This is a genomic window from Streptomyces sp. DF42, assembly GCF_058267695.1.
In genome coordinates this window covers 106091-128601 of record NZ_CM177859.1, presented here as the reverse complement: position 1 = coordinate 128601, position 22511 = coordinate 106091, and the positions used below count along the sequence as shown (strand labels likewise).

At 68.3% G+C, this 22511-nt stretch carries 16 protein-coding genes; 12 read left to right on the top strand and 4 right to left on the bottom strand.

Going from position 1 to position 22511, the window contains the following annotated elements:
* Positions 1–316 precede the first annotated feature (316 nt).
* Positions 317–1318 (top strand): bacteriocin fulvocin C-related protein, encoded by a 1002-nt coding sequence (locus tag ACYUED_RS00645; RefSeq protein WP_491290370.1) that lies wholly within the window; start codon positions 317–319, stop codon positions 1316–1318.
* 278 nt (positions 1319–1596) lie between these two features.
* A complete protein-coding gene (locus ACYUED_RS00640; RefSeq protein WP_491290369.1) occupies positions 1597–2781 on the top strand; it encodes a beta-ketoacyl-[acyl-carrier-protein] synthase family protein in 1185 nt (394 codons plus the stop codon).
* 52 nt (positions 2782–2833) lie between these two features.
* On the opposite strand, the gene ACYUED_RS00635 is transcribed toward ACYUED_RS00640, so the two are convergent.
* Positions 2834–5011 carry an ATP-binding SpoIIE family protein phosphatase gene (locus ACYUED_RS00635; RefSeq protein WP_491290368.1) on the bottom strand — a complete coding sequence of 726 codons (2178 nt, stop codon included), beginning with the start codon at positions 5009–5011 and terminating at the stop codon, positions 2834–2836.
* Between the two features lie 671 nt (positions 5012–5682).
* On the opposite strand from ACYUED_RS00635, the gene rph reads away from it, so the two are divergent.
* On the top strand, positions 5683–8280 hold the full coding sequence (gene rph / locus ACYUED_RS00630) for a rifamycin-inactivating phosphotransferase (RefSeq protein WP_491290367.1): 2598 nt from the start codon (positions 5683–5685) through the stop codon (positions 8278–8280).
* 119 nt (positions 8281–8399) lie between these two features.
* Here rph and ACYUED_RS00625 read toward each other — a convergent pair whose 3' ends face one another.
* Both ACYUED_RS00625 and ACYUED_RS00620 read right to left on the bottom strand, forming a co-directional pair.
* Positions 8400–8555 carry a DUF6131 family protein gene (locus ACYUED_RS00625; RefSeq protein WP_491290366.1) on the bottom strand — a complete coding sequence of 52 codons (156 nt, stop codon included), beginning with the start codon at positions 8553–8555 and terminating at the stop codon, positions 8400–8402.
* Between the two features lie 188 nt (positions 8556–8743).
* Positions 8744–9790 carry a LuxR C-terminal-related transcriptional regulator gene (locus ACYUED_RS00620; RefSeq protein WP_491290365.1) on the bottom strand — a complete coding sequence of 349 codons (1047 nt, stop codon included), beginning with the start codon at positions 9788–9790 and terminating at the stop codon, positions 8744–8746.
* Between the two features lie 381 nt (positions 9791–10171).
* On the opposite strand from ACYUED_RS00620, the gene ACYUED_RS00615 reads away from it, so the two are divergent.
* The 9 genes from ACYUED_RS00615 (at position 10172) to ACYUED_RS00575 (ending at position 21415) form a co-directional block, all read left to right on the top strand.
* Entirely contained in the window at positions 10172–10366 is a 195-nt protein-coding gene (locus tag ACYUED_RS00615) for a hypothetical protein (RefSeq protein WP_491290364.1), read from the top strand.
* A 152-nt stretch (positions 10367–10518) separates the two neighbouring features.
* On the top strand, positions 10519–11802 hold the full coding sequence (locus ACYUED_RS00610; protein WP_491290363.1) for a radical SAM protein: 1284 nt from the start codon (positions 10519–10521) through the stop codon (positions 11800–11802).
* Positions 11802–12728 (top strand): hypothetical protein, encoded by a 927-nt coding sequence (locus tag ACYUED_RS00605; RefSeq protein WP_491290362.1) that lies wholly within the window; start codon positions 11802–11804, stop codon positions 12726–12728. The genes ACYUED_RS00610 and ACYUED_RS00605 overlap by 1 nt, the downstream gene beginning before the upstream one ends.
* Positions 12691–13668, top strand: a complete 978-nt coding sequence (locus tag ACYUED_RS00600; protein ID WP_491290361.1) for a hypothetical protein — start codon at positions 12691–12693, stop codon at positions 13666–13668. The genes ACYUED_RS00605 and ACYUED_RS00600 overlap by 38 nt, the downstream gene beginning before the upstream one ends.
* Before the next feature lie 8 nt (positions 13669–13676).
* Entirely contained in the window at positions 13677–14564 is an 888-nt protein-coding gene (locus ACYUED_RS00595) for a radical SAM protein (protein ID WP_491290360.1), read from the top strand.
* Positions 14561–15787, top strand: a complete 1227-nt coding sequence (locus ACYUED_RS00590) for an MFS transporter (protein ID WP_491290359.1) — start codon at positions 14561–14563, stop codon at positions 15785–15787. Before ACYUED_RS00595 ends, ACYUED_RS00590 begins: the two co-directional genes overlap by 4 nt.
* Positions 15784–17229 (top strand): amino acid--tRNA ligase-related protein, encoded by a 1446-nt coding sequence (locus tag ACYUED_RS00585; RefSeq protein WP_491290358.1) that lies wholly within the window; start codon positions 15784–15786, stop codon positions 17227–17229. The genes ACYUED_RS00590 and ACYUED_RS00585 overlap by 4 nt, the downstream gene beginning before the upstream one ends.
* Positions 17229–18410, top strand: a complete 1182-nt coding sequence (locus ACYUED_RS00580; RefSeq protein WP_491290357.1) for a cytochrome P450 — start codon at positions 17229–17231, stop codon at positions 18408–18410. Before ACYUED_RS00585 ends, ACYUED_RS00580 begins: the two co-directional genes overlap by 1 nt.
* Complete coding sequence (locus ACYUED_RS00575) at positions 18407–21415, top strand: glycine--tRNA ligase (RefSeq protein ID WP_491290356.1); 3009 nt, start codon at positions 18407–18409, stop codon at positions 21413–21415. The genes ACYUED_RS00580 and ACYUED_RS00575 overlap by 4 nt, the downstream gene beginning before the upstream one ends.
* A gap of 156 nt (positions 21416–21571) precedes the next feature.
* Here the strand turns inward: ACYUED_RS00575 and ACYUED_RS00570 are convergent, their stop codons facing one another.
* Entirely contained in the window at positions 21572–22414 is an 843-nt protein-coding gene (locus ACYUED_RS00570) for a hypothetical protein (protein WP_491290355.1), read from the bottom strand.
* Positions 22415–22511: the final 97 nt, after the last annotated feature.

The following is a 22511-nucleotide window of genomic DNA, read 5'->3' as shown; positions in this document are numbered from 1 at the left end:
GAACCGGTCGTACATGAACGGTTCGTGACCTGTTGGCCCGTCCGGCACGCCAGCACGATGGTGAGCGAACAGCACGTGTGCGGTTCAAGGCAGACCGATCCATTGCACGCGACACCGCCCCGACGCCGGTCGCGCCCCGTGCGACCTCCGCGTGCCCGGCACGTCCACACGGAGCGCAACCCGCACCCGTCGGCAGCAGGTCACCCCAAAACTCAAAGGTTGCCCCACCCACAGACCCGTCATCCACCCGTCCTCCGCCCCTCTTCCACCCGTCAACCGGCCGCCGCGACCTGTCGCGGGGAACGGAGCTTCATAGATGAGCACCACTGAGGGACGCGGCTCTGCCGAGTCCGAAGTTCGCTGGATGCTGGCCTTCGACGCGTCGTGCTCGACGTGCCGTGCCGTGTCCTCGATCGTGTTCAACGCCTGTGACGCACGCCTGGAGGTGGTCGCCCTCGGTCGTGCCGATGTCCGCGCCCGGCGCTCGCGAGCGTTGGGGCCCGACGCGCCCTGGGCACCGACGCTGCTGAAGGTCACCGCCGGCGAAGGGCACCATGCCGCCGCGCCGGACCGAACCGGTACCGATGGCGAGTCCGTTCGGGCCTGGACCGGGCCGTCGATGACGCTTCAGCTGGTGCGACGACTGGGCCCGCGAGCCACGGTTCGCGTCCTGCGGGCGCTGGGCGAGGCACGCGACGCGAACCGCTCCCAAGTCGGCACGGGATCGAGCCGCGCGCAGTTCCTGAGGGTCGCAGGAGGGCTCGCGGTCGCCTCGACCATCTTGTTCAAGGGGGGTACGCCCGCCTTCGCCGCGGGCCAGGACGCTGCGGCGGCCGGTGAGTGGGTCAAGGCGAACGCCGGGCGTCTGCCCACCACCTACTCCGATGTGACCGCCTTGCCACTGGCCCACCGCCGCGCCGTGCACGCGGCACTGCCGCCGGCCGCCCGCAGCCGCCTGTGGGTGGAGCACATCGACCGCTTCCGCGCCGAGCACCCCCATCTCACGCCTCGTCAGGGCACGGTCGTCGAACGGGCTCGCACGGCCGCGTCGGACCCCGCAACCTTCCAGCGACGCCCGCTCCCACGCCCCCAGCACAGCGACGACCTGACTGAGTCCGCGGTCGCCGCATTCGGCAAGGAGGGCGCGGCGCAACTGCTGGCCACGCTCGGACCGGTGGAAGCCCTGGCACAGGACTGCGCGTGCAGTTCGTTCTCGGACGCGTGCTTGTTCAGCGACTGCATCGGAGGCGGATGCACGATCTCCGACGGCGGGTGCGGCGAGTTCTGGATCTGGGACTGCGACGGGACGTGCCGCTGACGGGGGAGGGAGGGGGACAGTGACAGGCGCCATCGACTGACCCGGACCGGCTGCAGGGCCCCTCAGCCGGCATCGTGGGTCGCGGTCACCACGTCGGCGGTGACCGCGATCACTTACGATCCCGAGGAGTTGGCACCGGGCGAGGAGACCACAATTTCAGCCAATTTCCGGCCGGATGCGAAGTAGAGTGCTACAGCGGCGCCTTGACCACACTCTGCCGATTTGGGCAAGTTACGGCCACTTTGCGCCGTCAAGGTCCGCAGAGAAAGGGGCGTACTGTGGGCGCCTATCTGTGTCCTCCCGCCGTAGTACACGGCGAACAAGCTGTGAAAACCGGCGACATCCTGGCCGAAGTGCGTAGTCGACATCCGCAGGCCCCATGGCTGGCGCGGATTGACGGCATAGCCGAGAGCACGGGAATCGCCTCCCGTGGATGGATGCTGCCCTTGGAGGCAGCCGCCGCGCCCAGCAGGGAGAGCGGCTTGCGAACTCCGGGCCCCGGTCCGGCCCGTGAAGCTCTGGCCCGCGGTGGGTTCAGCGACCGGGAAGTGGACCGGGCGATCGCCGCGCTGGAGGGGATACCAGCGCCCCAGACCATCCAGGAGCGCACCGCGCCGGCCTGGGCGGCCGTGCAGACGTACGGAGAGCGCGCAGCCCGCGAAGCTCTCGAGATCGCCGGGCTGCACGCCGCAGACGTGGACTGTCTGATCACCAGTCACTCCACCACCCCCGCCCTGCCGGGGCTGGACCTCTCGTTGTTCAACCGCCTCCGGCTGCGTAACGACGTACTGCTGCTGCCGGCCAGCCAGTGGGCCTGCATCGCCGGAACCCGATCCTTGGCGCTGGCGGCCGACCTGGTCGCCGTGGACCCCGAGCGTGTGGTGCTGGTGGTGATATCGGAGGCGCTGAGCACCACCTACCAGCCCGCCGACGACACGCTGGAATCCCTCATTGTCCGGTTGCTGTTCGCGGACACCGCCGTTGCGGCAGTGGTCACCGGACGCCCCGGGCCGGAGTCGATCCTGCGTCTGGACGCGGCCTGGCACCACACCCTGCCCAACACCGCAGACCTGCACTGGCTGGACACTCGCGCCGACGGCACACATTTCGTCATGGACCGCCGGGGGCCGCGCGCCGTTCAGGAGACGGTCGCCGCGATGTGGAAGTGGCTGAGCGCGCGCCACCAGGACGACGGACACGCGTGGCATCCCGATCTGCTGCTCGCCCATCCCGGTGGGACCCGGGTGCTGGAGTACATGGAACAGACGATGCCCGACGGGTGGCCCGCGGGACTCCTGGCCTACAGCCGGGCCGGCTACACCACCGGCAACCGCGGTGGCGCGGCCGTACTCGACATACTGCGACGCGCGCACGACGCCGGCCAGAAAACAAGCAGCCGCACCGTGCTGTACGCGGCCGCGCCCGGGCTGACAGCCACGGCCCTGGAGGGGGAGTGGCTTTGACACCCGCTCCCTCAGCGGCGACGAGGACGAACGTTCTCCACATCCCCGGGCATCACAGGTCCAGTTCCGCCCAGACGGCTTTGCCGCCGTTGGTCCACCGCACCCCCCAGCGTGCGGTGAGTTTGTGGATGACCTGCAGGCCGCGTCCGCTGTCGTCGAGTACCTGGCTTCGGCGCAGGCGCGGTCGGCCATTGCCGGTGTCGCCGACCTCGCATATGAGGCGGCTCCCGGCCCTTACCAGCCGCACCGTGACCGGCCCGGAGCTGAACAGGACGGCGTTGGTGACCAGTTCGCTGATCACCAGCAGCGCACTGTCCCGGGCCTGATCGCTGGTGTGCCATCGCCGCAGGGCAGCAGAGACCAGGGTGCGGGCGCGGGCGGGGGCGTCGTCGCCGGCGGCCAGCTGCCAGGTCGCGGTGTCCCGGCCGCGACGGCCGGTCATACGGGCGAGCAGCAGGGTCACGTCGTCGCGCAGGCGTCCCTGCGGGGCCAGATCGGCGACCACGCGGCGCGCGGTCTGCTGCAGATCGTCCCAGGGATGCACCTCACGCACCACGTCTGTGAGCCTGCCGATGCCCTCGTCGAGGGAGGCCACCGGGTCTTCCACCAGGCCATCGGTGTAGAGGGCGAGGAGCGAGCCGGGTGGCGCGGCGAACTCCTGCACGTCGAACGGCTCCCGTACGGCGAACTCAGCTCCCAGGCCCGGGTGCGGCTGCCCGGTGATGGTTGTGGCGGACCCATCGGGACGGACGAGGACGGGAGGCAGGTGGCCGGCGTTGGACATCACGACCCGGTGGTCGACGGGATCGTAGACCGCGATGCAGCACGTCGAGCCCAGCGCGCTGTAGCCGGCCGCCAGGCCCGCGTCCGTGTCGTCCAGGAGCGTGACCGTCTCGTCCAGACGCTCCAGCACCTCTCCGGGGCCCAGCCCCGCTGACAACAGCGCGCGGGCCTCCATGCTCAGCTGGCCCATGGCCGCCGCGGCCCCCAGGCCATGCCCCACGACGTCGCCGACCACCAGCGCGGTCCGGTCGCCCGGCAGCGGAAAGCTGTTCACCCAGTCTCCGCCGACGCCCGCACTGTCAGGGGTGGTGGGGAGATAGACGCTGGCGACCTCGATGGTGTCGCTGCCGGCCCGCGGCAGCAGCCGGCGCTGGAGTGCCAGGACCTGGGCGTGCTCGCGCTGATGCTGGCGGGCCAGGTCCACGTGACGGGCGGTTTTGGCCACGAGTTCTTGCAGGTCGAGCAGTTCGCTGTCGCGGAAGGGACGCTCCGGCCGCCGCCAGACTTCCGTCACGCCCAGCACGATGGGCCCCGATGTGCCTTCGGGTCCCTCCACGACCAGCGGTATGCAGGCCACACTCGCCGGCAGGTTGCCGGGTACCAAAGCGCGCACCAGCCGGGGATCGCCGAGTACCCGCTCGATCGCCTCACGGTCGGGAATCACGATGGCCTGCGGCACGTCGTCGCGCGTGACCGCACCGACCAGCAGACGGCTCGCCTCGCGGGGAAGGTTGTCCCCGCACGTCAGATATCCCTCGGGCCAGGCCCGCTCCGGCACCAGGGCCGCCCGCCGCAGCCGGATGCGCTCGTGCGCCTGCTCGGTGACGGCTTCCCCCGTCCAGACGGCGAAGTCGAGGTCGACGGCCGCCACGTCCCCCCACGCCAGCAGGGACTGGGCCAGGGACTGCGCGGTCTCGCCGATGTCCAACGACGTCCCGATCGCGGTCGCGGAAGCGTACAGGTGCAGCCGTCTGGCCATGGCGATCAGGGAGACCGTCAGACCGTTCTGTGGAGCTGCGGCCGGCAGGATGCTCATCGAGACCACCAGCTCCGTGCCGTCGTCCCGCCGCAAGCGCTGGACCCGGGCGACGTGCGCCTCGCGCGTCTCGACAACGTTCCGCAGCCGCTGCGTGACCGTCGGCACGTCCCCGGGTGGCAGCAGTTCGGTGAAGGCGGCCCCCGGCTTGACGCTCACCCCGGTGAACGGAGCGGCGTCCAGATTGCAGCTGGTGATCCTCAGATCCCGGTCGAGGGTGACCGCCCCGAGGATCTGTTCCTGACCTCCGGCCTCCCGGCTGTCGCCTTCGGGCCGACCGGCAGGGTTGTCGCTCTGCGAAGCGACGGGACCCGTGGCGGCCGTGGTCCCGGCCCGGGGGATGTAGTCCGCCAGGGCACCGCTGACCATGTCGAACGGTGAAGCAGGCGAAGAGGAGGGTGTGGGGTCCATGCAGCTCACTCAGCTCGCTGACTCCGGCGCGCGCCGGAGAGGCATTCCCGAGTCCGTGCGATGGAGCCCCGAGATCCCTACCGCACACCTCCTGGATAGCACACACGCCGTCTTCCCCGAAGGGGCAAAGGTGAGCAAAGGATCAGGAACAGGAGCAGACAGTAACGGGCACACACCCTGCGTCGCGGAGTCCGCTGCGAGTTGTGTTCACCACCGCTACGGGCGATCGGGTGCGGATCGGGTTGTGGCTCCGGTGGCGTCAGCCGGGCGTCGGCGCCGGCCGGTGTGAGGGGCGAAAGTCTGTCATTCCCGCGGACGGCAAAAAGCCAAAAGGCAAGGAGACCTCTCCTTGCCTGTCTCAAGCTATAGCGCACCGGGGGGCTTGCGGCAAGGCCCCGGTCGGGGCGCAGAATCGTCGGCCGAGGCCACAACCTGCAGAAACGGGAGCACTACGTGCGTGTGATGTACGGGCCAGGCGGCGACGAACCAGTGGAGGGACTGGCAGTGCGGTTACGGGCGTTCGGGGCGGGGGAGCGCCCTGCCCGATCGTCGGAGGGAAGGCAGCCAGAGGTGAGGATGTGCACGGCAGGAGAGTCGGCAGAACCGGAGATGCCGGAGATTCGTTCGGCCCGTGCACTGCATCGGAGCACGACTGCCCGGGAGGTATCGCGATGATCGAGCAGTACGTGTTGGATCTCCAAGAGGTTGACGAGACGCAGGTTGCCGTCGTCGGCGGCAAGGGCGCGCACCTGGGCGGGCTGACGCGGATCGACGGCATCCGCGTGCCGGGTGGCTTCTGCGTGACCACGGACGCCTTCCGACGGGTCATGGCGCAAGCGCCGTCGATCGGGGATCTGCTCGATCAGCTGTCGCGTCTGAACCCGGACGACGGGGAGACGATCCGCATGCTCAGCGCGCAGATTCGCCGGGCCGTCGAGGAAACCGTCATCCCGGGCGATGTCGCGGCGGCGATCACCCGCGCACACGCCCGGTTCGGCGAGCAAGCCGCCTACGCCGTCCGGTCCAGCGCGACGGCAGAGGACCTGCCGACGGCCTCATTTGCCGGACAGCAGGACACGTACCTGAACGTCGTGGGGCCGGCGGCGGTTCTTCAGCACGTCAGCCGGTGCTGGGCCTCGCTGTTCACCGAGCGGGCCGTGACCTACCGCCGGCGGAACGGCATCGACCACCGTACGGTCCTCATGGCTGTGGTCGTGCAGCAGATGGTCTTCCCGCACGCGGCCGGCGTCCTGTTCACGGCCGACCCCGTCACGGGCAACCGAACGGTCGCCACCGTGGACGCCGGCTTCGGCCTCGGCGAGGCCCTGGTCTCCGGTCTGGTGAACCCGGACGTCTTCACGGTGCGACACGGCGAAGTCGTCGCGAAGACGATCGCCGCCAAACGGAGTGCCGTTCACGCCCTGCCGACAGGTGGCACACAGACAGTGGCCATCGACTCGCAGCAGCAGGAACAGGCGGCGCTGACGGATGCGCAGGCCGTTCAGCTCGTGCGGCTCGGGCGTCGGATCGAAGCGCACTTCGGCCGCCCGCAGGACATCGAATGGTGCCTGGTGGACGATGGCTTCCACGTCGTCCAGAGCCGGCCGATCACGACGCTGTTCCCCATCCCGGACAGCGGCGACCAGGAGAATCACGTCTACGTCTCCGTCGGCCACGGGCAGATGATGACCGACGCCATGAAGCCCCTGGGGCTCTCCGTGTGGCGGCTGACGGCCATGGTGCCGATGCACGAGGCCGGCGGGAGGTTGTTCGTCGACGTCACCCGGCGCCTGGCCTCGCCCGCGAGCCGCGCCGGCCTCCTGGACGTCATGGGGAAAGGCGATCCACTGATCAGGGACGCTCTGGAGACCGTCCTCGGCAGCGGCGATTTCGTCCCGTCGCTCCCGGACGCGGGTCCCGGCCGGCCGCCGGGCGGCAAGGCGCCTGCCCCGATCGAGACCGATCCGGCGATCGTCACCGAGCTGATCGAGCGCAGCCAGGTGTCCATCGCCTCGCTGGAGCGCGACATCCGGACCAAGAGGGGACCGGCGCTGTTCGACTTCCTGCTGGAGGCCGTCGAGGAGCACAAGCGGGTCCTCGGTGATCCGCTCAGCATTCAGGCGATCATGGCGGGGATGGACGCCACGTGGTGGCTCAACGACAAGCTGCAGGAGTGGCTGGGCGAGAAGAACGTGGCCGACACGCTCACGCTGTCGGCGCCCGACAACGTCACCTCGGAGATGGGACTGGCGCTGCTCGACGTCGCGGACGTGATCCGCCCGTATCCGGAGGTGGTCGAGTTCCTGCAGGGCGTCGAGGACGAGGGCTTCCTGGACGAGTTGGCCAAGCTCGCGGGCGGGGCGGAAGCGCGCGAAGCCATCGAGGCCTACCTCGACCGGTACGGCATGCGCTGTGTCGGCGAGATCGACATCACGCGACCGCGTTGGCGTGAGCGCCCCACCACCCTCGTGCCCGTGATCCTCGACAACGTCAGGAACTTCGAACCGGGCGCCGCCGAGCGGCGTTTCGAGCAGGGTCGGCAAAAGGCCCAGAAGAAGGAACAGGACGTGCTGTCGCGCTTGCGGGCCCTGCCGGACGGGGACCGGAAAGCGGACGGGACCAAGCGGATGATCGACCGGGTCCGAACCTTCATCGGGTACCGGGAGTACCCGAAGTACGGCATCATCAGCCGCTACTTCGTCTACAAGCAGGCCCTGCTGGAAGAGGCCGAGCGCCTCGTGCAGGACAACGTGCTTCCTGAGAAGGAGGACATCTTCTACCTCACGTTCCAGGAACTCCACGACGTCGTGCGCTCGAACCAGGTGGATGGCCGGCTCATCCAGCAGCGCAAGGACGAGTTCCGGTCGTACCGCGCGCTCACCCCGCCCCGGGTTCTCACCTCGGACGGTGAGGCCGTCACCGGGGCGTACCGGCGCGACGACGTGCCGGCCGGTGCCCTGATCGGGCTACCGGTTTCCGCCGGGACCATCGAGGGCAGGGCCCGCGTCATCCTTGACATGGCGGACGCCGATCTCGAAGCGGGCGACATCCTGGTCACCACCTTCACGGACCCCAGTTGGTCGCCGTTGTTCGTGGGAATCGCGGGCCTGGTGACGGAGGTGGGCGGCCTGATGACCCATGGCGCGGTGATCGCCCGTGAGTACGGCTTGCCGGCCGTCGTAGGGGTGGAGCAGGCCACCCGCCTGATCCGGGACGGGCAGCGGATCCGCGTGCACGGAACCGGCGGGTACGTCGAGATCCTGCCCTGACCGACCGCGCCAACGACGTCATCCGGCCCGGACAACAAGAGCAGCCTGTCCGGGCTGGTTGACCCGACCAGATCGGCGCAGGCCATCTGGTCGGCACGGTGGCCGACCAGATACCGGCCTCACCAGTAGTGTCGACGCCCGGCGACGGCGTGACCCATGGATCCCATGACCCACAGGAGTGCGCCGATCACCAGAAGAATGACCCCGATGGTCCACAGGATCGAAACGCCGGTGAGAAAGCCGACGATTAGAAGGATTACACCGAGAGCGATCATTGTGGCCTCCAACAGCTGGGACTGCTCGTGCCGTTCGGGTACCCGCAAAACGGTGTTCAACTACCGAGACGTCGGGCTCCCAGGAGGGGGCCCTGGCAGCCTTGCCGCAGACACTGGTCGATCATGGATCCTGAGGGCTGCTCGGTAGGTCTGCGCCAGGCAGGGCGCTCAAAGGGCCGGAAACATCGTCAGGTCTGCCGGTTCGACTTCTTCGGCGACGCCGTCACCCGGGCCGGATCGACCAGCCCGCGCGCGTGTGCCACCACCCCCGCCTGGAACCGGTCCGAGACTCCCAGGTCGTTGAACAGCCTGGTCAGATACCCCTGACACGTGCGCTCCGCGATGCCCAGCCGTTTGGAGATCGCCGCCACGGTGAGGCCGTCACCGAGCAGTTGCAGAAGCAGGTGCTGAGTCCCGTTCCATGTCTCCGTCTGGTCGGGCGCCTTCGCGGTGGTGAACGGAGACGCACCTTCCCAGGCGCGGCTGAACACCTCGTACAGGTAGCTGACGATCGAAGGTTCCTGCACGATCACGGCTGCGGCGTCGCCGGACCGATGAGTGAGCAACGCGGTGCGGCGGTCCACCATGATCATGCGAGGTGGCAGGGTGGTCGCCGTGCGGATCTCCGCGCCGGCGCGCATGGCCTTCGTCGCGTACTCGATCGTGGGGCCGTCGAACCGTGACGCGTGCTGGTACAGCGAATAGAGGCGAACGCCTCGTTCCAGCATCGCGATGTCCCTGGGCAGTGCGTCGTCGAGAACCTCCGGCGGACGGGGGCCGCCCGGCTGGCACGCGGCGACTTCCTCTCCGCATTCGCCGATCATGCGCTCCAGGAGAGCACGCACGGCAGCGCCGGACCGGACGACCTGGATACCGCACTCGCTGTGGGAGAGATGGGCCTCGTGGTAGGTCCCCGCCAGATCGTTGAACGTACCTCTGAGTGCCGTGATGTCCTGACGCCGCCTGTCGAGACCGGCCTGTTCCCGCAGTAGATCCCACTCCAGCGGGCGGACCAGCTTTTCGCCGGCGCTTGTCGGGTTCGCGACGACGAAGGTGTTCGTGGCGTCGTCCACGTACACGAGTCCCGCGCGAACGAGACGGTCCAGGCAGTCACCGAACTGATCGACCGTCATGTCCGCTGCCTCCGCGAGTACATGCCGGTCCAGGTGTATCGAGTCCCTCTGCGCCATCAGTCGGTAGACGTTGATCTCCTCGTCCGCCAGGCGCTCCGCCATTTGACCCTTCATGTCCCGATTCGCCCCCGTGCCGGATTCGGCATTGCCGTTCACGGCAGAGGTCAACTGCTGGCCCCGAGGTTGATCCGCGAAGAAGCTTGCACGTGACGGAGGGTGCTCGTTCATGCGGGAATCCTAACAACGGACTCGGGGACCGCCTTGTCTCAGTATTTCGTCGCGAGTTGCGCTGCCGTGCCGCCGATGCTCGCCATTTGTGACGCTGCGCCGCAAACGTCGGGCGGGCGGGGCGAATTCCGGCCAGGTTCCGTCGCAGTCGCCGATACCGGCTGGCCGCTCGGTCGGATCAACCGGAGTTGATATCCCGGGGTTCTGGGGCGCTTTCCAGCCATTCGGCTTTCCGTGCAACAGAGAGGAAGAATCATGCAGCAGTTCCGTGTGCAGCTCGACGGACGCAGCGACGTCTGCGCCCGTTCCAGCAAGAGCGGCTTCATCCCGGACGAGGGCACCACTGACCCCGAGTTCGCGTTCGAGGCCGAGCTGGCCGCAGCGCTCGCCGAGGTCCGCAGCGGGCTCGCGGCCGACGCCGAGCAGCAGCTCGAGGGTGCTGCGGCCTAAGCGTCTGCGGCGTCCTGTTCGACAGATGTTGTACGTGGGTGCCCGGCCAAGCGGGCGGGCACCCACCCCCTCGACTCGTAGAAACAGGATTTGAGTTGGAACTTCAGCGCAGCAGGTACGTGCACTTTCTTCCTGGTCGAAGCCAAGGAGTTTTGGCTTTCAACAGCCTTACTCTCAAGGCATTTCAGCTCACCCCCGAGGAGTACGACACGCTGGACGGCTTTGGGGCGCCGCGCGAGGTGCCCTTGCCGCTCACGTCATTTGTCCAGGACTTCGTCGACTCCCGATTGCTCGTCACTCCGGCCGAGGATGTCCCGGGTACCGCCGTGGCCCGTCTCAACCTGCGGCGACGTCGGCAGTACAAGCAAGGCGGCGGACATTACCGGACGCTGCGCATTGCACTGACCGAACGCTGCAATATGGCGTGTACCTATTGCTTCCAGCAGACGCTGTATCCCGATGACCAGCCACGTATGTCGACGGAACTCCTGCGCGAGACGATGCGCTGGTTCATCGACCAGGCCGAGGGCGACCAGGTGACGGTCCAGTACTTCGGCGGTGAGCCGCTGATGGAGTGGCCGCTCATCCTCAAGGCGAACGGCATGCTCGAAGCAGCGCAGGCGGACGGGACCATCTCCGGCTTCCGCCAGACCATCACGACCAACGGCACTCTGGTCACGCCGTCACGCGCACAGTGGATGGTGGAGCGCGACTTCGATCTCACGTTCAGCTTCGACGGTCCGCCCGAACAGAACGACTCCCAGCGGGTGTTCAAGAACGGCCGCGGCACTTACGACAAGGCCGCAGCCGGACTGCGCACCTGGGTCGAGGCCGGCGGGCAGAGCGCGATCCTCATGACCGCCACGGCCGAGAACATGAACTCGCTGCCCGCGACGGTGCGTTACTTCGTGGAGGAGTCGGGCCTCTCCCCGGAGGTGATCGGCCTGAACTCGCCGCAGCCGGTGATCGGCGGGTGGGAGACCGGCGGGTCCGAACTCGCCCGTATCGTGTTCGAGATCTGGACGTACTGCCTGGAAAAGGGCGTCGACTTCCACGGACCGGGCACCTATCTGCCGTCCCATCTCGCCTCCGGCAAGCCTCAGCACGACAACTGCGTCGACAGCCACGTCTTCGACGCGTCCGAAGGCCCGGGTGCCTGGCCGGTGTACGTCAGCGCCGACGGCCGCAGGTCGCGGTGTCTGGTGCATCACCGTGATCTGCGCGTCGAGATCCCCAGGGGCTCCGATCCGCAGGCATCCGGGCTGAAGTGGCATCGCGGCCATGACTCGATCCCCGACTGCGACGGATGCATCGCGAGCCAGATGTGCGGCGGCCCCTGCAGTCTTGAGCGAATCCTGTGGAAGGGACGCCTCAACCAGGATCGCTGCGGCTTCATGCGGGAGATGACGCGCCTGGTCCTGACGGAAGGGACCTGATGACGGCCACAGCCACCGCGGCCCAGGACCCACCCATGGAGGGACCGGGCGCGTCGCGCCCCGCCCCCGTGGTGATCGCCGCCCGCCACATAGCCGCTGCGGTGGCCGAACTGGCGGCGGGAACGGACGTACGAGATGTCGCCCTCGTCGCGCGAGGTACCGACGTGCTGTGGGATGAGGTGTCGGCACAGCTCGGCACGCTCGGCTTTCCGGTGAGCCGTCAGGCACTCGCGGACGACGACCAGCGCTGGGATCCGCCACGGGACGCGAAGGGCGTGCTCCTGTACCACGACCCCTTCAACGCGTCCGGCGTCGCGACCGGAGGCAGTGACGTCATCAGGGAACTGCTGGCCTTTGGCACGAGGCTCGTCTTCGTCGACTTTCCTCACGGGGTGCGGGACCGGACGCTGCGGCACGCGATCCGCGAGGTGTACCTGGGAGCCCTGAGCGAGGAGTTCCAGGCGATGCGTTCGAGAGCGGATCGCCTGATCTCCGCGCTGGAGAAGGCGCGTGCCGTGGAAGTCGTGGACACGGAGACCGGTTCGCCGGTGCTTCGGGCCGAGGTGCCGTGGCAGGTGCGGTCGGACTGGACCTCGGCACGACGTGACCACCCCGTGTTGCAGCTCCCGTTCGGTGAGGTCTGGCTCGCCTGCACCCCGGCCCTGGCCACCGCGGAGTGGTGCGTGGACGGAGCACCGCCGGTCGAGATCGGCATCGGCCTCAATTCCAGGGCGCCCTGGATCGAGCAGACAGCGCTCGCGGAGAAAGCCCTGGGATCGGTCCATCTGGGCTACGGCGACAACGAGCTACTGGGCGGGGAGATCCAGGCCGGCTGGCACACCGACAGGATGTTGCCGAGCCGGCTGCGACTGCGGTTGGAGGGACAGGATGGACGGCGTCTCAGCCTCGATCGAGTTCTCACCTGACGCTCCCGCATGGTCCGTGCTGGGGTCGGAGACATTCGGGGCCGCACGTCTGCGGCTGGACGGCACCGGAACCATCCTCGGCGGTGCGGGATTCGCACCGACGGCTCCGCCCACATTCGGGTCGGCCGAACCAGCGCGCGGGGCTGGTCCGGCGGCCGAACCGGGAGCAGGGCCCGCGGCCGGTCCGGCGGTCGAACCGCACGTGCCGCCGATGGACGCCGTCCTCTCCGTGCCCTGCGCGATGCGCGCCGAGCACTGGTCGTTCACCAATCTGCGCGGCCCTGCCGCCCTCCCGGACCTTCGCGTCGGCGAGTCGGTCGCGATCGCCACCGCGGACTCCCGGTTCGTCCCCTTCGGCACCGCCGGCTCCGACGGCGTAGTCCGGGTGGGCGGGTCCGTCGACACTCACCTCACCGCCATCTGGTCATGGCTCCTCGGCGAGTTCGGACCACTGCCGTGGGACCACGTGGACGTCATCGCCGTCGAAGGGCTGCGTCCCCTCGGTGTCTCCTTCCCGGGGATCGTCTGCCTCGAGAGCGACACGCTGGAGCGCTCGCTGACGGGCCGTTTCCTCTATGTGGTCCACGAACTCGTCCATCAGTGGTTCGGGAATGTCGTCCGCTTCACGGCCGGACCAGCGAGGTGGGAATCGTGGATCGATGCCCTCGCCTGGCACGCGGCACGCACCGTCCTGTCGCCCGCCGTCGATCCGGCCTTCGAACGCCTCAACGCGCGCTACGGCGCCAGCGGCTCGCCCGAACTGGTCGCCCGCGGTCTGGCCACCATCCGGTACCGGCGCGTCCTGGCCGACGACGCCGCCGCCCGAACGGCCTGGTCGCGGCTGTCGGCGTCCGGTGCGGCCGCGTTGCACGGCTTCGGCCGACGACTACAGGTCGGCCCCGACACCGCCACGACCGTACATGCCCTTCTGGAGCTTTAGGACACACCATGCTCGCGGAGCAAACGCTGATGATCGCCAACAGGTGCAATCTGAAATGCACTTATTGCTGGTACGAGACCGGTAGCGCGCACTATTCCGACGCCCGGGTGACGCCCGGCGAGTACGACACATGGCTCGACAGGTGCAACCGGCTGGCACCGGTCCGAAGCGTCAGCTTCACCGGCGGTGAGCCCCTGTTGCGCGACGACTTCCTCGACATTTTCGAAGTGGCCCACAAGCACGTCCAGAGCCTGGCGGTCTTCACCAACGGCCTGCGGCTCACCAGGTCGCTCGTGGACACCCTCGCGGCGGCCGACTGCGAGATCCACGTCAGCCTCGACCACGTCTCGGATCACATCGGTGACCGGGTGCGCGGCGGCACCGCCGCGACCCTGCGCGCGCTCGACACCCTGGCGGAGGCGGATCTGGGGGCACGCGCCCAGGTGTGCGTGGTGGTCACCAGCCACAACTGGCGGGATCTGGAGGCGGTCGTCGCACGCGTCACCGCCGGCGGGTTCCGCCTGGAACTGATCCCCGTCGCGGTGCCGGACGTCCACCCGCTGAGCCTGCTCTCGCTCTCGAAGGGCGAACGCGCGGAGCTCGGCGGGCTGCTGGCGAGTTGGCGCGGGCTGCTTGGCCGCCCGCTCTACTACCGGCGGCTGGAGAACTGGCTCGCCACCGGCGTGCTGCGGAGCGTACCGTCCTGCGCGGCCGCCGACTCAGGAGTCTTCGTGGACGTCTCCGGCTCCGTCCAGGTCTGTGCGCAGCGCCGCAAGGTCTCGCTGGGCAACATCAGGACCGACCGTCCCGAGTCGGTCCTGGCGCGCAAGGCAGACGAGGTGGCCCGCATGCGGCCCGGCCCGTGCGTCTCGCTCGACTGTCTGGTCGTCGCATGAGCGACCCGACGCTGACCGGGTACCGGCGAAGACTGTCGACGGCCGCCACCTTGGTCGCGTTCGTGGACTTCGTCTTCGGCGCGACATTCGTGGCGGTGATGAGCAGTCGCGGCATCGACGGCGCCGCCATCGGCGCGCTCCTCGCCGCGGCCCAGGTGGTCTCCACGCTGATCGAGGCGCCCAGTGGCGCCTGGGGAGACCGCTACGGGCAACGGCGGATAGCGGTGATCGGCCTGGCCTGCTGGGCAGCCGGTCTGATCCTCTTCGGACTGACCTGGACGATGGTCGGCTACGCCGTGGCACTCACCTTGTGGACCGTCGGTATGGCGGCCTACTCCGGTGCCCCGACCGCGCTCTTCATCAGCCTTCTGTCCCCCGGGCAGAAGGAGGACCTCATGACCGGCGTCCTGCGAGAACTGCAGATCGTCCGCTGGCTCGCCGCCGGCGCAGGAGCGCTGGCCGTTGCGGTGGTCGGGAACGTCGCGGCGCCGAGAAACCTGATCCTCGCGGCCGGCCTGGTGCTGGCGGGACTGACCGCCTGGACCCGGTGGGGCTGGCCCGAGAGCCCGGTCTCGTCCGAGCTGCCGCTCCGCTCGGCTCTGCGCACCGGCGTCCAACTGCTGCTGCGCGGAGACCTGTTGGGTGTCCTGCTGCTCACCTGCGTCGGAACGGCGTCTCTCGGACTGGTCATCTTCACCTGGCAGCCGATGGCGCTCACCTACTTCTCCGGCGGCCCCACGGTCCTCGGCCTCGTGCTGCTCGTGCTCACCTCTTTCGCGGCACTGGGTTCATGGGCCTCCAAGAAACTGACCGATCGACCGGCACTGCCATGGGCCCTTGCCACGCTGGCGCTCCTCCAGATCGTGGTGGCGACGACCGGCCACGGCGCCGTGTTCGCGGTGGTCGGATACCCGGCAGCCGAGTTCCTGGTGGGCGTCGCCATGACACTCGTCTTCACCCGGGCGCACCAGGTCTATCCCGACCACATCCGCAACACCCTTGCCTCACTCGTCGGCACGGCCGCCGGCCTGGCCATGGCAGCGGTCGACCTGATCGCGGGCCGACTGTGGCAGGACATCGGCATCAGGGCGGCCACCGGACGAGCCGCATTGGGACTCCTGGCCATCACCGCGGCGGTTGCCGTGTTCGAGGCCGTGCGCACATCCGCCGTCCGAGCCGTCGACCCCATCCCCCTCAACTCCACCGTCGGAGAAGAACAATGACCCATTCGCCCGGCCCTCCCGCTCGCGTCGTCGGCCGCTTCCACATCGACAAAGGGCTGCGATACCTCGTCACCGACCGCGGCTGGATCGCCCTCGACGGAGATACCCGGCACACCGTCCGCTCCGGGAACCTCGCACTGGTCCGCGGCACCTGGACCGCCGCCACCCGGATCGAAGCGGAGACGATCGAGGCCGCCCAGGCGGACGACAGCGCCACAGCGCACATGGCGCACTTCCACGTCAACCCGATCGCCGGGCCGCGTCTGGCGAGCAGGATGCGCGGCCTGGTCCACTCATGGGCGCGTGAACGGGACTTCACCGAGATCGTCTTCCCCACCGCCTGGGGCAGGTCGGAGGAGTACGGCGTCGAAGAGTTCGCGCTCACGCACTCCAGGCTCGACCCCGGGACCGACCTCAAGCTGCTCCAGTCGCCCGAATACGTCATCTGGGCCGCGATGGCCGAAGGGCTGGACAGCACATTCACCTTCGCCCGCTGTTACCGGCACGAGGACGCGCCGCCCCCGGACCGCCGTGGTGACTACCTCACCGAGTTCGAACAGCTGGTCTTCGTACGGTCCGCCACCGACGTGTACGAGATGGTCGACCTGGCGCAGAACCTGGTGATCGACCTGTGCTCGGCGGCGGGGCTGAAGGCCGATGACTCCGACTTCCGGCGTGTCTCGCCCCGCGGACTGGGCGGATCCGAGCTGCCCGGCACGGCCGGTCTGGAATCGTTCCGGCTGTTCAGCGTGCCCGCGAACTGGTCGGGCAAGGCGCGCGGGGTGCTGAGGGACCGTCTGCTCGCCGTCGGCGCGCGGGTGCACAGCCTCGACTCCGACGATGTTCTCGGTCGCCCCGGACACGACACGCGCTGGATCATCGCTCCCGGTGACGCGGCAGCCCCGGTCGAACAGGTCCTCAGCGTCGCGACGGCCTACGCCGAAGCCGTCGAGCGCACCGACGCCCAGGCACTGCAGTGGAACGCCACGTGGAACATCGCGCCTCCGCGCAGCTGGCGGGAGGACGAGGAGCACGACTCGACGTACGAGATCCGGTCCATCAATTCCGGGCTGCTGCGTTCCGCCGACGGCGAGGAGTGCATCACCGATGCCGAGCTCTACCTCGCGGGCCGGGAGGTCGTCCACGTCCGGCAGTACGCCGACGCCGATCAGTTCCTGGCCAACCTGCGCGACTCCGGCACCCCTGGGCTCGACGACCGCTTCGCCTATCTGGTGCCGAGCCTGCGCCGGGCACCCCGCGGCATCGTCGGCGTCTTCATCGGCTGGGAGCGCCTGATGTCCGTGCTCACCGGTGCCCCGTCGGCCGCGGCACTGCAGGTACTGCCGCGCGTGGGTGGCACGTCCGGTGCCGTTCTGCCCTGGGCCGCAGGAGAGGAAGAAGATCCCGTTCTGTCCCGTTCCGCAGGAGAGGGGGAAGGCTGATGCGAACCGTGCCCAGGCCCGGATCGGCCGAGCTGACCCGGCGCTGCCCGTTCTCCCCGCCCCAGGAGTTCGAGGCGCTGCGCGACTCCGGCGAGGCGGGTGTCCTGCACCGCGTCGGCGACCGGACGTACTGGCTGTTCACCTCGCACTCCGCCGTCACCACCATCCTGAGCGACCGCCGCTTCAGCTCGCGTGTCAACAAGGGCCCGAGCCTGCCGTCCGGTGGGCCGCTGCCCGCCTGGTTCTTCGGAATGGACGCGCCCGAGCACACCCGCTACCGACGGCTGCTGACCGGCTGTTTCACCCGGCGCTCGATGCGGGAGTTCGCCCCGCGCATCGAGGCCGTCGTGAACGAGCACCTGACGGCCATGCGTCACCAGGGCCCGCCCGCCGACCTGTTCACCGCGTTCGCCTGGCCGGTACCCGCCGCCGTGATCGGCGCGCTCATCGGACTGGACGAGCACGATCAGCAGGTACTGCGGAGCGGGCTCGACGCCTTCGAGGACGAAGCGCTGCCGGCTGCGGCACGCAAGGCGGCCTTCCAGGAGGTCTGGGAGATGCTGACCGCCCTCGTCCGGCAACGCCGCGAGACGCGGCGAGAAGATCTCCTCAGCTTCCTGGTGCAAGCGGATGCGGACCTGTCGACCGACGAGATCGCCTCCATGGCGCTCGCCGTCGCCATGGCGGGCCACGCACCCGTGGCGCACGTCCTCGCCATGGGCGCCTATCGGCTGCTGCAGGACGGCGGGACCCTGATCGCCGACGTCGACGCCGACGACCCCCGGTACGTCGACAAGGCGGTGGACGAAATCGTTCGCTACATGCCGACGAACAACCTGGGCGTCGTCCGGACGGTCACCGAGGACGTCGAACTGGAAAACGAGAAACTGCGCCAGGGCGACGTGGTGTTCGTCTCGCTGCCCACCGCGAACCGCGACCCCGAGAAGTTCGACCGGGCCCAGACCCTGGATCTGGGCCGCGGGTTCACGCCGCACGTCGCGTTCGGACACGGCACGCACCTGTGCGTGGGCCACAACCTCGCCCGGATACAGCTGGGCGTCGCGCTCACCGAACTGTTCCGGGCGTTTCCCACGCTGCGGACGGCGGACGGCGCATCGAGCGTGGTCATGCAGGAAGACGAAAGCTCCTACGGCGTCGCCAGGCTTTCGGTCACTTGGTGAGAGGGGAGCAGCAAGACGTGTTGACGATGCAAGAAGCCCTGGCCCGCCTGTCCACCTTCTGGGCCGACCGCGGCTGCCTGACGATCCAGCCCATGAACAGCGAGGTGGGCGCCGGCACCCTGAATCCCGCGACGGCACTGCGCGTGTTGGGTCCCGAGCCATGGCGGGCCGCATACGTGGAGCCGTCCGTGCGGCCCGACGACGCCCGCTACGGCAAGAACCCGAACCGCATGCAGTGCCACACCCAGTTCCAGGTGATCCTCAAGCCCGACCCCGGTGACGCGATCGACCAGTATCTGGCCTCGCTGGAAGCCCTCGGCGTGGACACCCGCGCGCACGACGTGCGCTTTGTGGAGGACAACTGGGCCTCGCCCGCGCTGGGCGCGTGGGGACTGGGCTGGGAGGTATGGCTGGACGGGCTGGAGATCACGCAGTTCACGTACTTCCAGCAGGCGGGAGGCCTCACGCTGCAGACACCTGCCGTGGAGATCACCTACGGCATCGAGCGGATCCTGATGGCTCTGCAGGGCGTCCGCCACTTCAAGGACATCGCCTATGCGCCCGGTGTCTCGTACGGGGAGATCGTCGGCCAGGCCGAGTACGAGATGTCGTGCTACTTCCTGGACGGCGCCGACGTCGAGACGACCCACGCGTTGCTGGAGCTATATGCGATCGAGGCTCGCCGGAGCATCGATGCCGGCCTCGCGATCCCCGCGCACGGGCTGGTGACGAAGATGTCGCACGCCTTCAACATCCTCGACTCGCGCGGTGCGGTGTCCACGGCGGATCGGCAGGTGGAGTTCGCGCGCATGCGACAGATGTCGAACGACGTCGCACGGCTGTGGCTCGCCAAGCGGGAGGAAGCGGGATTCCCGTTGGGCGCCTCGTCGCCGCCGTGCCCCTCTGCGATCGAAGCGGACGGCGCGACGTCGCCTGCACCGTCCGGGCCGGCCGACGTGGTGTTCGAGATCGGCGTCGAGGAGATGCCGCCCACTGAGGCGGCCGCCGCACGGGACCGCGTCCAGACGACGTTGACGCAGCGGCTGGCCGCAGGGCCCCTCGAGTACGGCACGGTCAGGGTGCACGCCACAGCGCGCCGGATCGTCGCGACCGTGACTGCCGTGGCCTCCCGTGAGGACGACCGAACACGCGAGGTCCGCGGTCCGCGCACCGATGCCGCGTTCGATGCCGCGGGTGCCGCGAGCGCGGCCGCCTCGGGATTCGCCAGAGCCCACGGCATCGAGGTGAGCGATCTGGGCCGTGCCACGGTCGACGGCGTCGAGCACGTCGTGGCGATCCGCCATGTGCAGGGACGGCCCGCCGTCCAGTCGTTGGCGGAAGTCCTCGCCGAGATCGTCGGTGGACTCCGCGGGGCGAAGAACATGCGCTGGAACAATCCGGGGCTTTCCTTCACCCGTCCCGTCCGATGGCTCCTGGCGCTGCACGGCCGTCAGGTCGTACCGGTGAGCATGGGCACGCTTGTCTCGGGGCGCACCACCTTCCTCAACCGCTGCGACGAGAACCCGATGGTGAGGGTCCCTTCAGCCGACGCCTTCCCCGGCGTTCTGACCGGCGCGGGCATCGTCGCCGACCCCGCGCAGAGGCGCGCGATCATCGCCACCGCCGCCCAGACACTCGCCGCCCATGCAGGTGGAAGGCTTCACACGAACGGGCTGGAGCTGCTGATCGACCAACTGACCTTCCTGGTGGAGCGGCCGGTGGCGATCCTCGGATCGTTCGATCACCGATACCTGAAACTGCCGGCAGCGGTCCTCAGCACGGTCATGCGCAAGCACCAGCGCTACCTGCCGATCGTCGACGCGCAGGGGCGGCTGCTGCCGCACTTCGTGGTCATCGCGAACGGGCCGGTCGACGAACAGGTCGTGCGTACGGGTAACGAGGCCGTCCTCAGGGCCAGGTTCGAGGATGCCGCGTACTTCCACACCGTGGATTCCAAGACCTCGGTCCTGGAGATGCGCGAGCGACTGACGCGATTGTCCTTCACCGACAGGCTGGGCTCGATGGCGGACCGGGCGGAGCGCATCGGGGCGGTGGCCCTGACGCTGTCGGGGGAGGCCGGGCTGGATGGCGCGCAGGAGCGGGCGCTGCGACGCGCCGCCGAACTGGTGAAGTTCGATCTCGGATCCCACATGGTCGTCGAACTGACCAGTCTGGTCGGCACGATGGCCCACCACTACGCCCTCGCCTCCGGAGAGTCCACCGCGGTCGCCCAGGCGCTGCTGGAGACGGAACTGCCGCGCACCGGCGCGGGCGTTCCCCCGGACACGCCCGCCGGCGCTCTGCTGGCTCTCGCCGACCGGCTCGATCTGCTCGTAGGCCTCGCTGCGACCGTCGGCTTCCCCGCGGGCAGCAGTGACCCGTTCGCCCTGCGGCGCGCTGCGCTCGGTGTAGTGGCAATCCTGCGATCACCAGTACTGCCCCTTCATCTGGACCTGCGCAACGCCGTTCGCACAGCCGCGGGGGCACAACCTGTCGCTGCTGGTGAGGACGTGTGTACTGCCGTGGTGGACTTCGTCGTCAAGCGCTTTGAGCACATACAACTGGAGGCCGGCCACCCAGCCGATCGCGTCCGAGCGACGAGACCTCACTCCACCCGTCCGCAGATCGCGGACCGGCTGCTTGCACAACTTGACACTACGCACCGCCGAGGCGAATTGGCGGGCGTGGTCGCCGTGCTGCAGCGGGTGCGCCGCATTGTGCCCGCTGACACGGAGGCAGGTTGCCGCGAAGAAGAATTGACCGAAGACGTCGAGCTGCGGTTGCACAAGGCGCTGACGCGAGCTGTCGCCAACACCGGCGACGTGGTTGATGTCAACGTGTTCATCGGCGAAATGACACCGTTGATCGGTCTCGTCAACGACTTCTTTGACCAAGTGATGGTCAACCACGAAAACCTGGCGCTGCGTGCCGCCCGCTTGGGACTACTCGCGTCCATTCGCGACTTCGGCGCACGGCAGCTCGACTGGGCTGCACTACACGCTTGATGGAGCGAGGCCTCCGCCGGCGACCGACGCGATCCTGCGAATCCCGGATTCGCGTCGGTCGCCCAGGTCGCAGCGCCCTGAACTCGCCGATCACGAGTAGGCCGCCGTATAGGAGAGTTGACTACTCGGCCCGACCAATAATGGCTGATGAGCCGATCAGTAACTTACGTCACATTCCTCACGAAGAACCCTCTGTTGAGTCCACCTCCAATTGGGCCGTTGGTAGGCAATCTCAAAACCGCAGTTCAGCAGGTTTTCGTAGGCAGGATTGGGTAGCCCGTAGCGGAAAGGGCTGCTTTCTGCTGTGAGCCATTCGCATCCGTCATCCTGTGCTGCCAAGGCGCAGCTGCGGATGAGCACTGCTTGGGCGTCGGAGCCGAGCTTGTCAGGCAGAGCGGAGCCGCCGAGCAGGGCGGCGACACGGCCACGAGTCCATAGGTGAACCTTGCCGACGAAAGTGCCGCGACGGACTCTGAGGCTCAAGGAGTGGCCAGACGGAATCGAATCACGTTCGAAGTCGGCCCCAGTCCAAATGGATGGCGTCCGGTCTTGCGCCTCGTCGGATGCAACAGCTTCGACCGATTGGTTCTCTTCGATCCTTCTGTCTTCCGTAGCGGCAATGACGGTCCCGACGGGAGCCACGAACTTGATGACGCCAGGCCGACGTTCGAACGAAAATGCTTCAGCGATCTTGAACCAATCGACTGGAATGATAGAGGGGGCGAGCTGGATGGTGAAGGACGGAGCACCCATGGCTGAATAGAAGTCGATCACTTCCGATAACAGTCGGTAATCCACTGAAGAATCGAAGCCGAATCCAAGCGCCCGATTCAAACAATCCTCGCCCCTCTTGCTCGCCACGCAAAGGCCCCCGCCAATGCGCGCCGCAGTGACGTCGCCACCGGCCAGGTTGCTGAATTCCGGACGAGTCACCAGTTGGTAGAAACCTTCTGCTTCCGCCAGTTCGAGAAGCGGGGTGACACTGGCGGGCACTTTCATGCGTTTCATTGTGATACTCCAGCTTCTGAGTTTCGGCCACAGCGGTGTGGAGGATTGGCGACGTCATTGCGCCAAATTTGAGACATTGAAGGGGGAG

What these genes read in the sequence shown, in the direction of transcription:
- ACYUED_RS00645 (WP_491290370.1), top strand. Translation starts at nt 317, where the DNA reads ATGAGCACCACTGAGGGACGCGGCTCTGCCGAGTCCGAAGTTCGCTGG.
- ACYUED_RS00635 (WP_491290368.1), bottom strand. Translation starts at nt 5,011, where the DNA reads ATGGACCCCACACCCTCCTCTTCGCCTGCTTCACCGTTCGACATGGTC.
- rph (WP_491290367.1), top strand. Translation starts at nt 5,683, where the DNA reads ATGATCGAGCAGTACGTGTTGGATCTCCAAGAGGTTGACGAGACGCAG.
- ACYUED_RS00625 (WP_491290366.1), bottom strand. Translation starts at nt 8,555, where the DNA reads ATGATCGCTCTCGGTGTAATCCTTCTAATCGTCGGCTTTCTCACCGGC.
- ACYUED_RS00620 (WP_491290365.1), bottom strand. Translation starts at nt 9,790, where the DNA reads ATGGCGGAGCGCCTGGCGGACGAGGAGATCAACGTCTACCGACTGATG.
- ACYUED_RS00615 (WP_491290364.1), top strand. Translation starts at nt 10,172, where the DNA reads ATGCAGCAGTTCCGTGTGCAGCTCGACGGACGCAGCGACGTCTGCGCC.
- ACYUED_RS00605 (WP_491290362.1), top strand. Translation starts at nt 11,802, where the DNA reads ATGACGGCCACAGCCACCGCGGCCCAGGACCCACCCATGGAGGGACCG.
- ACYUED_RS00600 (WP_491290361.1), top strand. Translation starts at nt 12,691, where the DNA reads ATGGACGGCGTCTCAGCCTCGATCGAGTTCTCACCTGACGCTCCCGCA.
- ACYUED_RS00595 (WP_491290360.1), top strand. Translation starts at nt 13,677, where the DNA reads ATGCTCGCGGAGCAAACGCTGATGATCGCCAACAGGTGCAATCTGAAA.
- ACYUED_RS00590 (WP_491290359.1), top strand. Translation starts at nt 14,561, where the DNA reads ATGAGCGACCCGACGCTGACCGGGTACCGGCGAAGACTGTCGACGGCC.
- ACYUED_RS00585 (WP_491290358.1), top strand. Translation starts at nt 15,784, where the DNA reads ATGACCCATTCGCCCGGCCCTCCCGCTCGCGTCGTCGGCCGCTTCCAC.
- ACYUED_RS00580 (WP_491290357.1), top strand. Translation starts at nt 17,229, where the DNA reads ATGCGAACCGTGCCCAGGCCCGGATCGGCCGAGCTGACCCGGCGCTGC.
- ACYUED_RS00570 (WP_491290355.1), bottom strand. Translation starts at nt 22,414, where the DNA reads ATGAAAGTGCCCGCCAGTGTCACCCCGCTTCTCGAACTGGCGGAAGCA.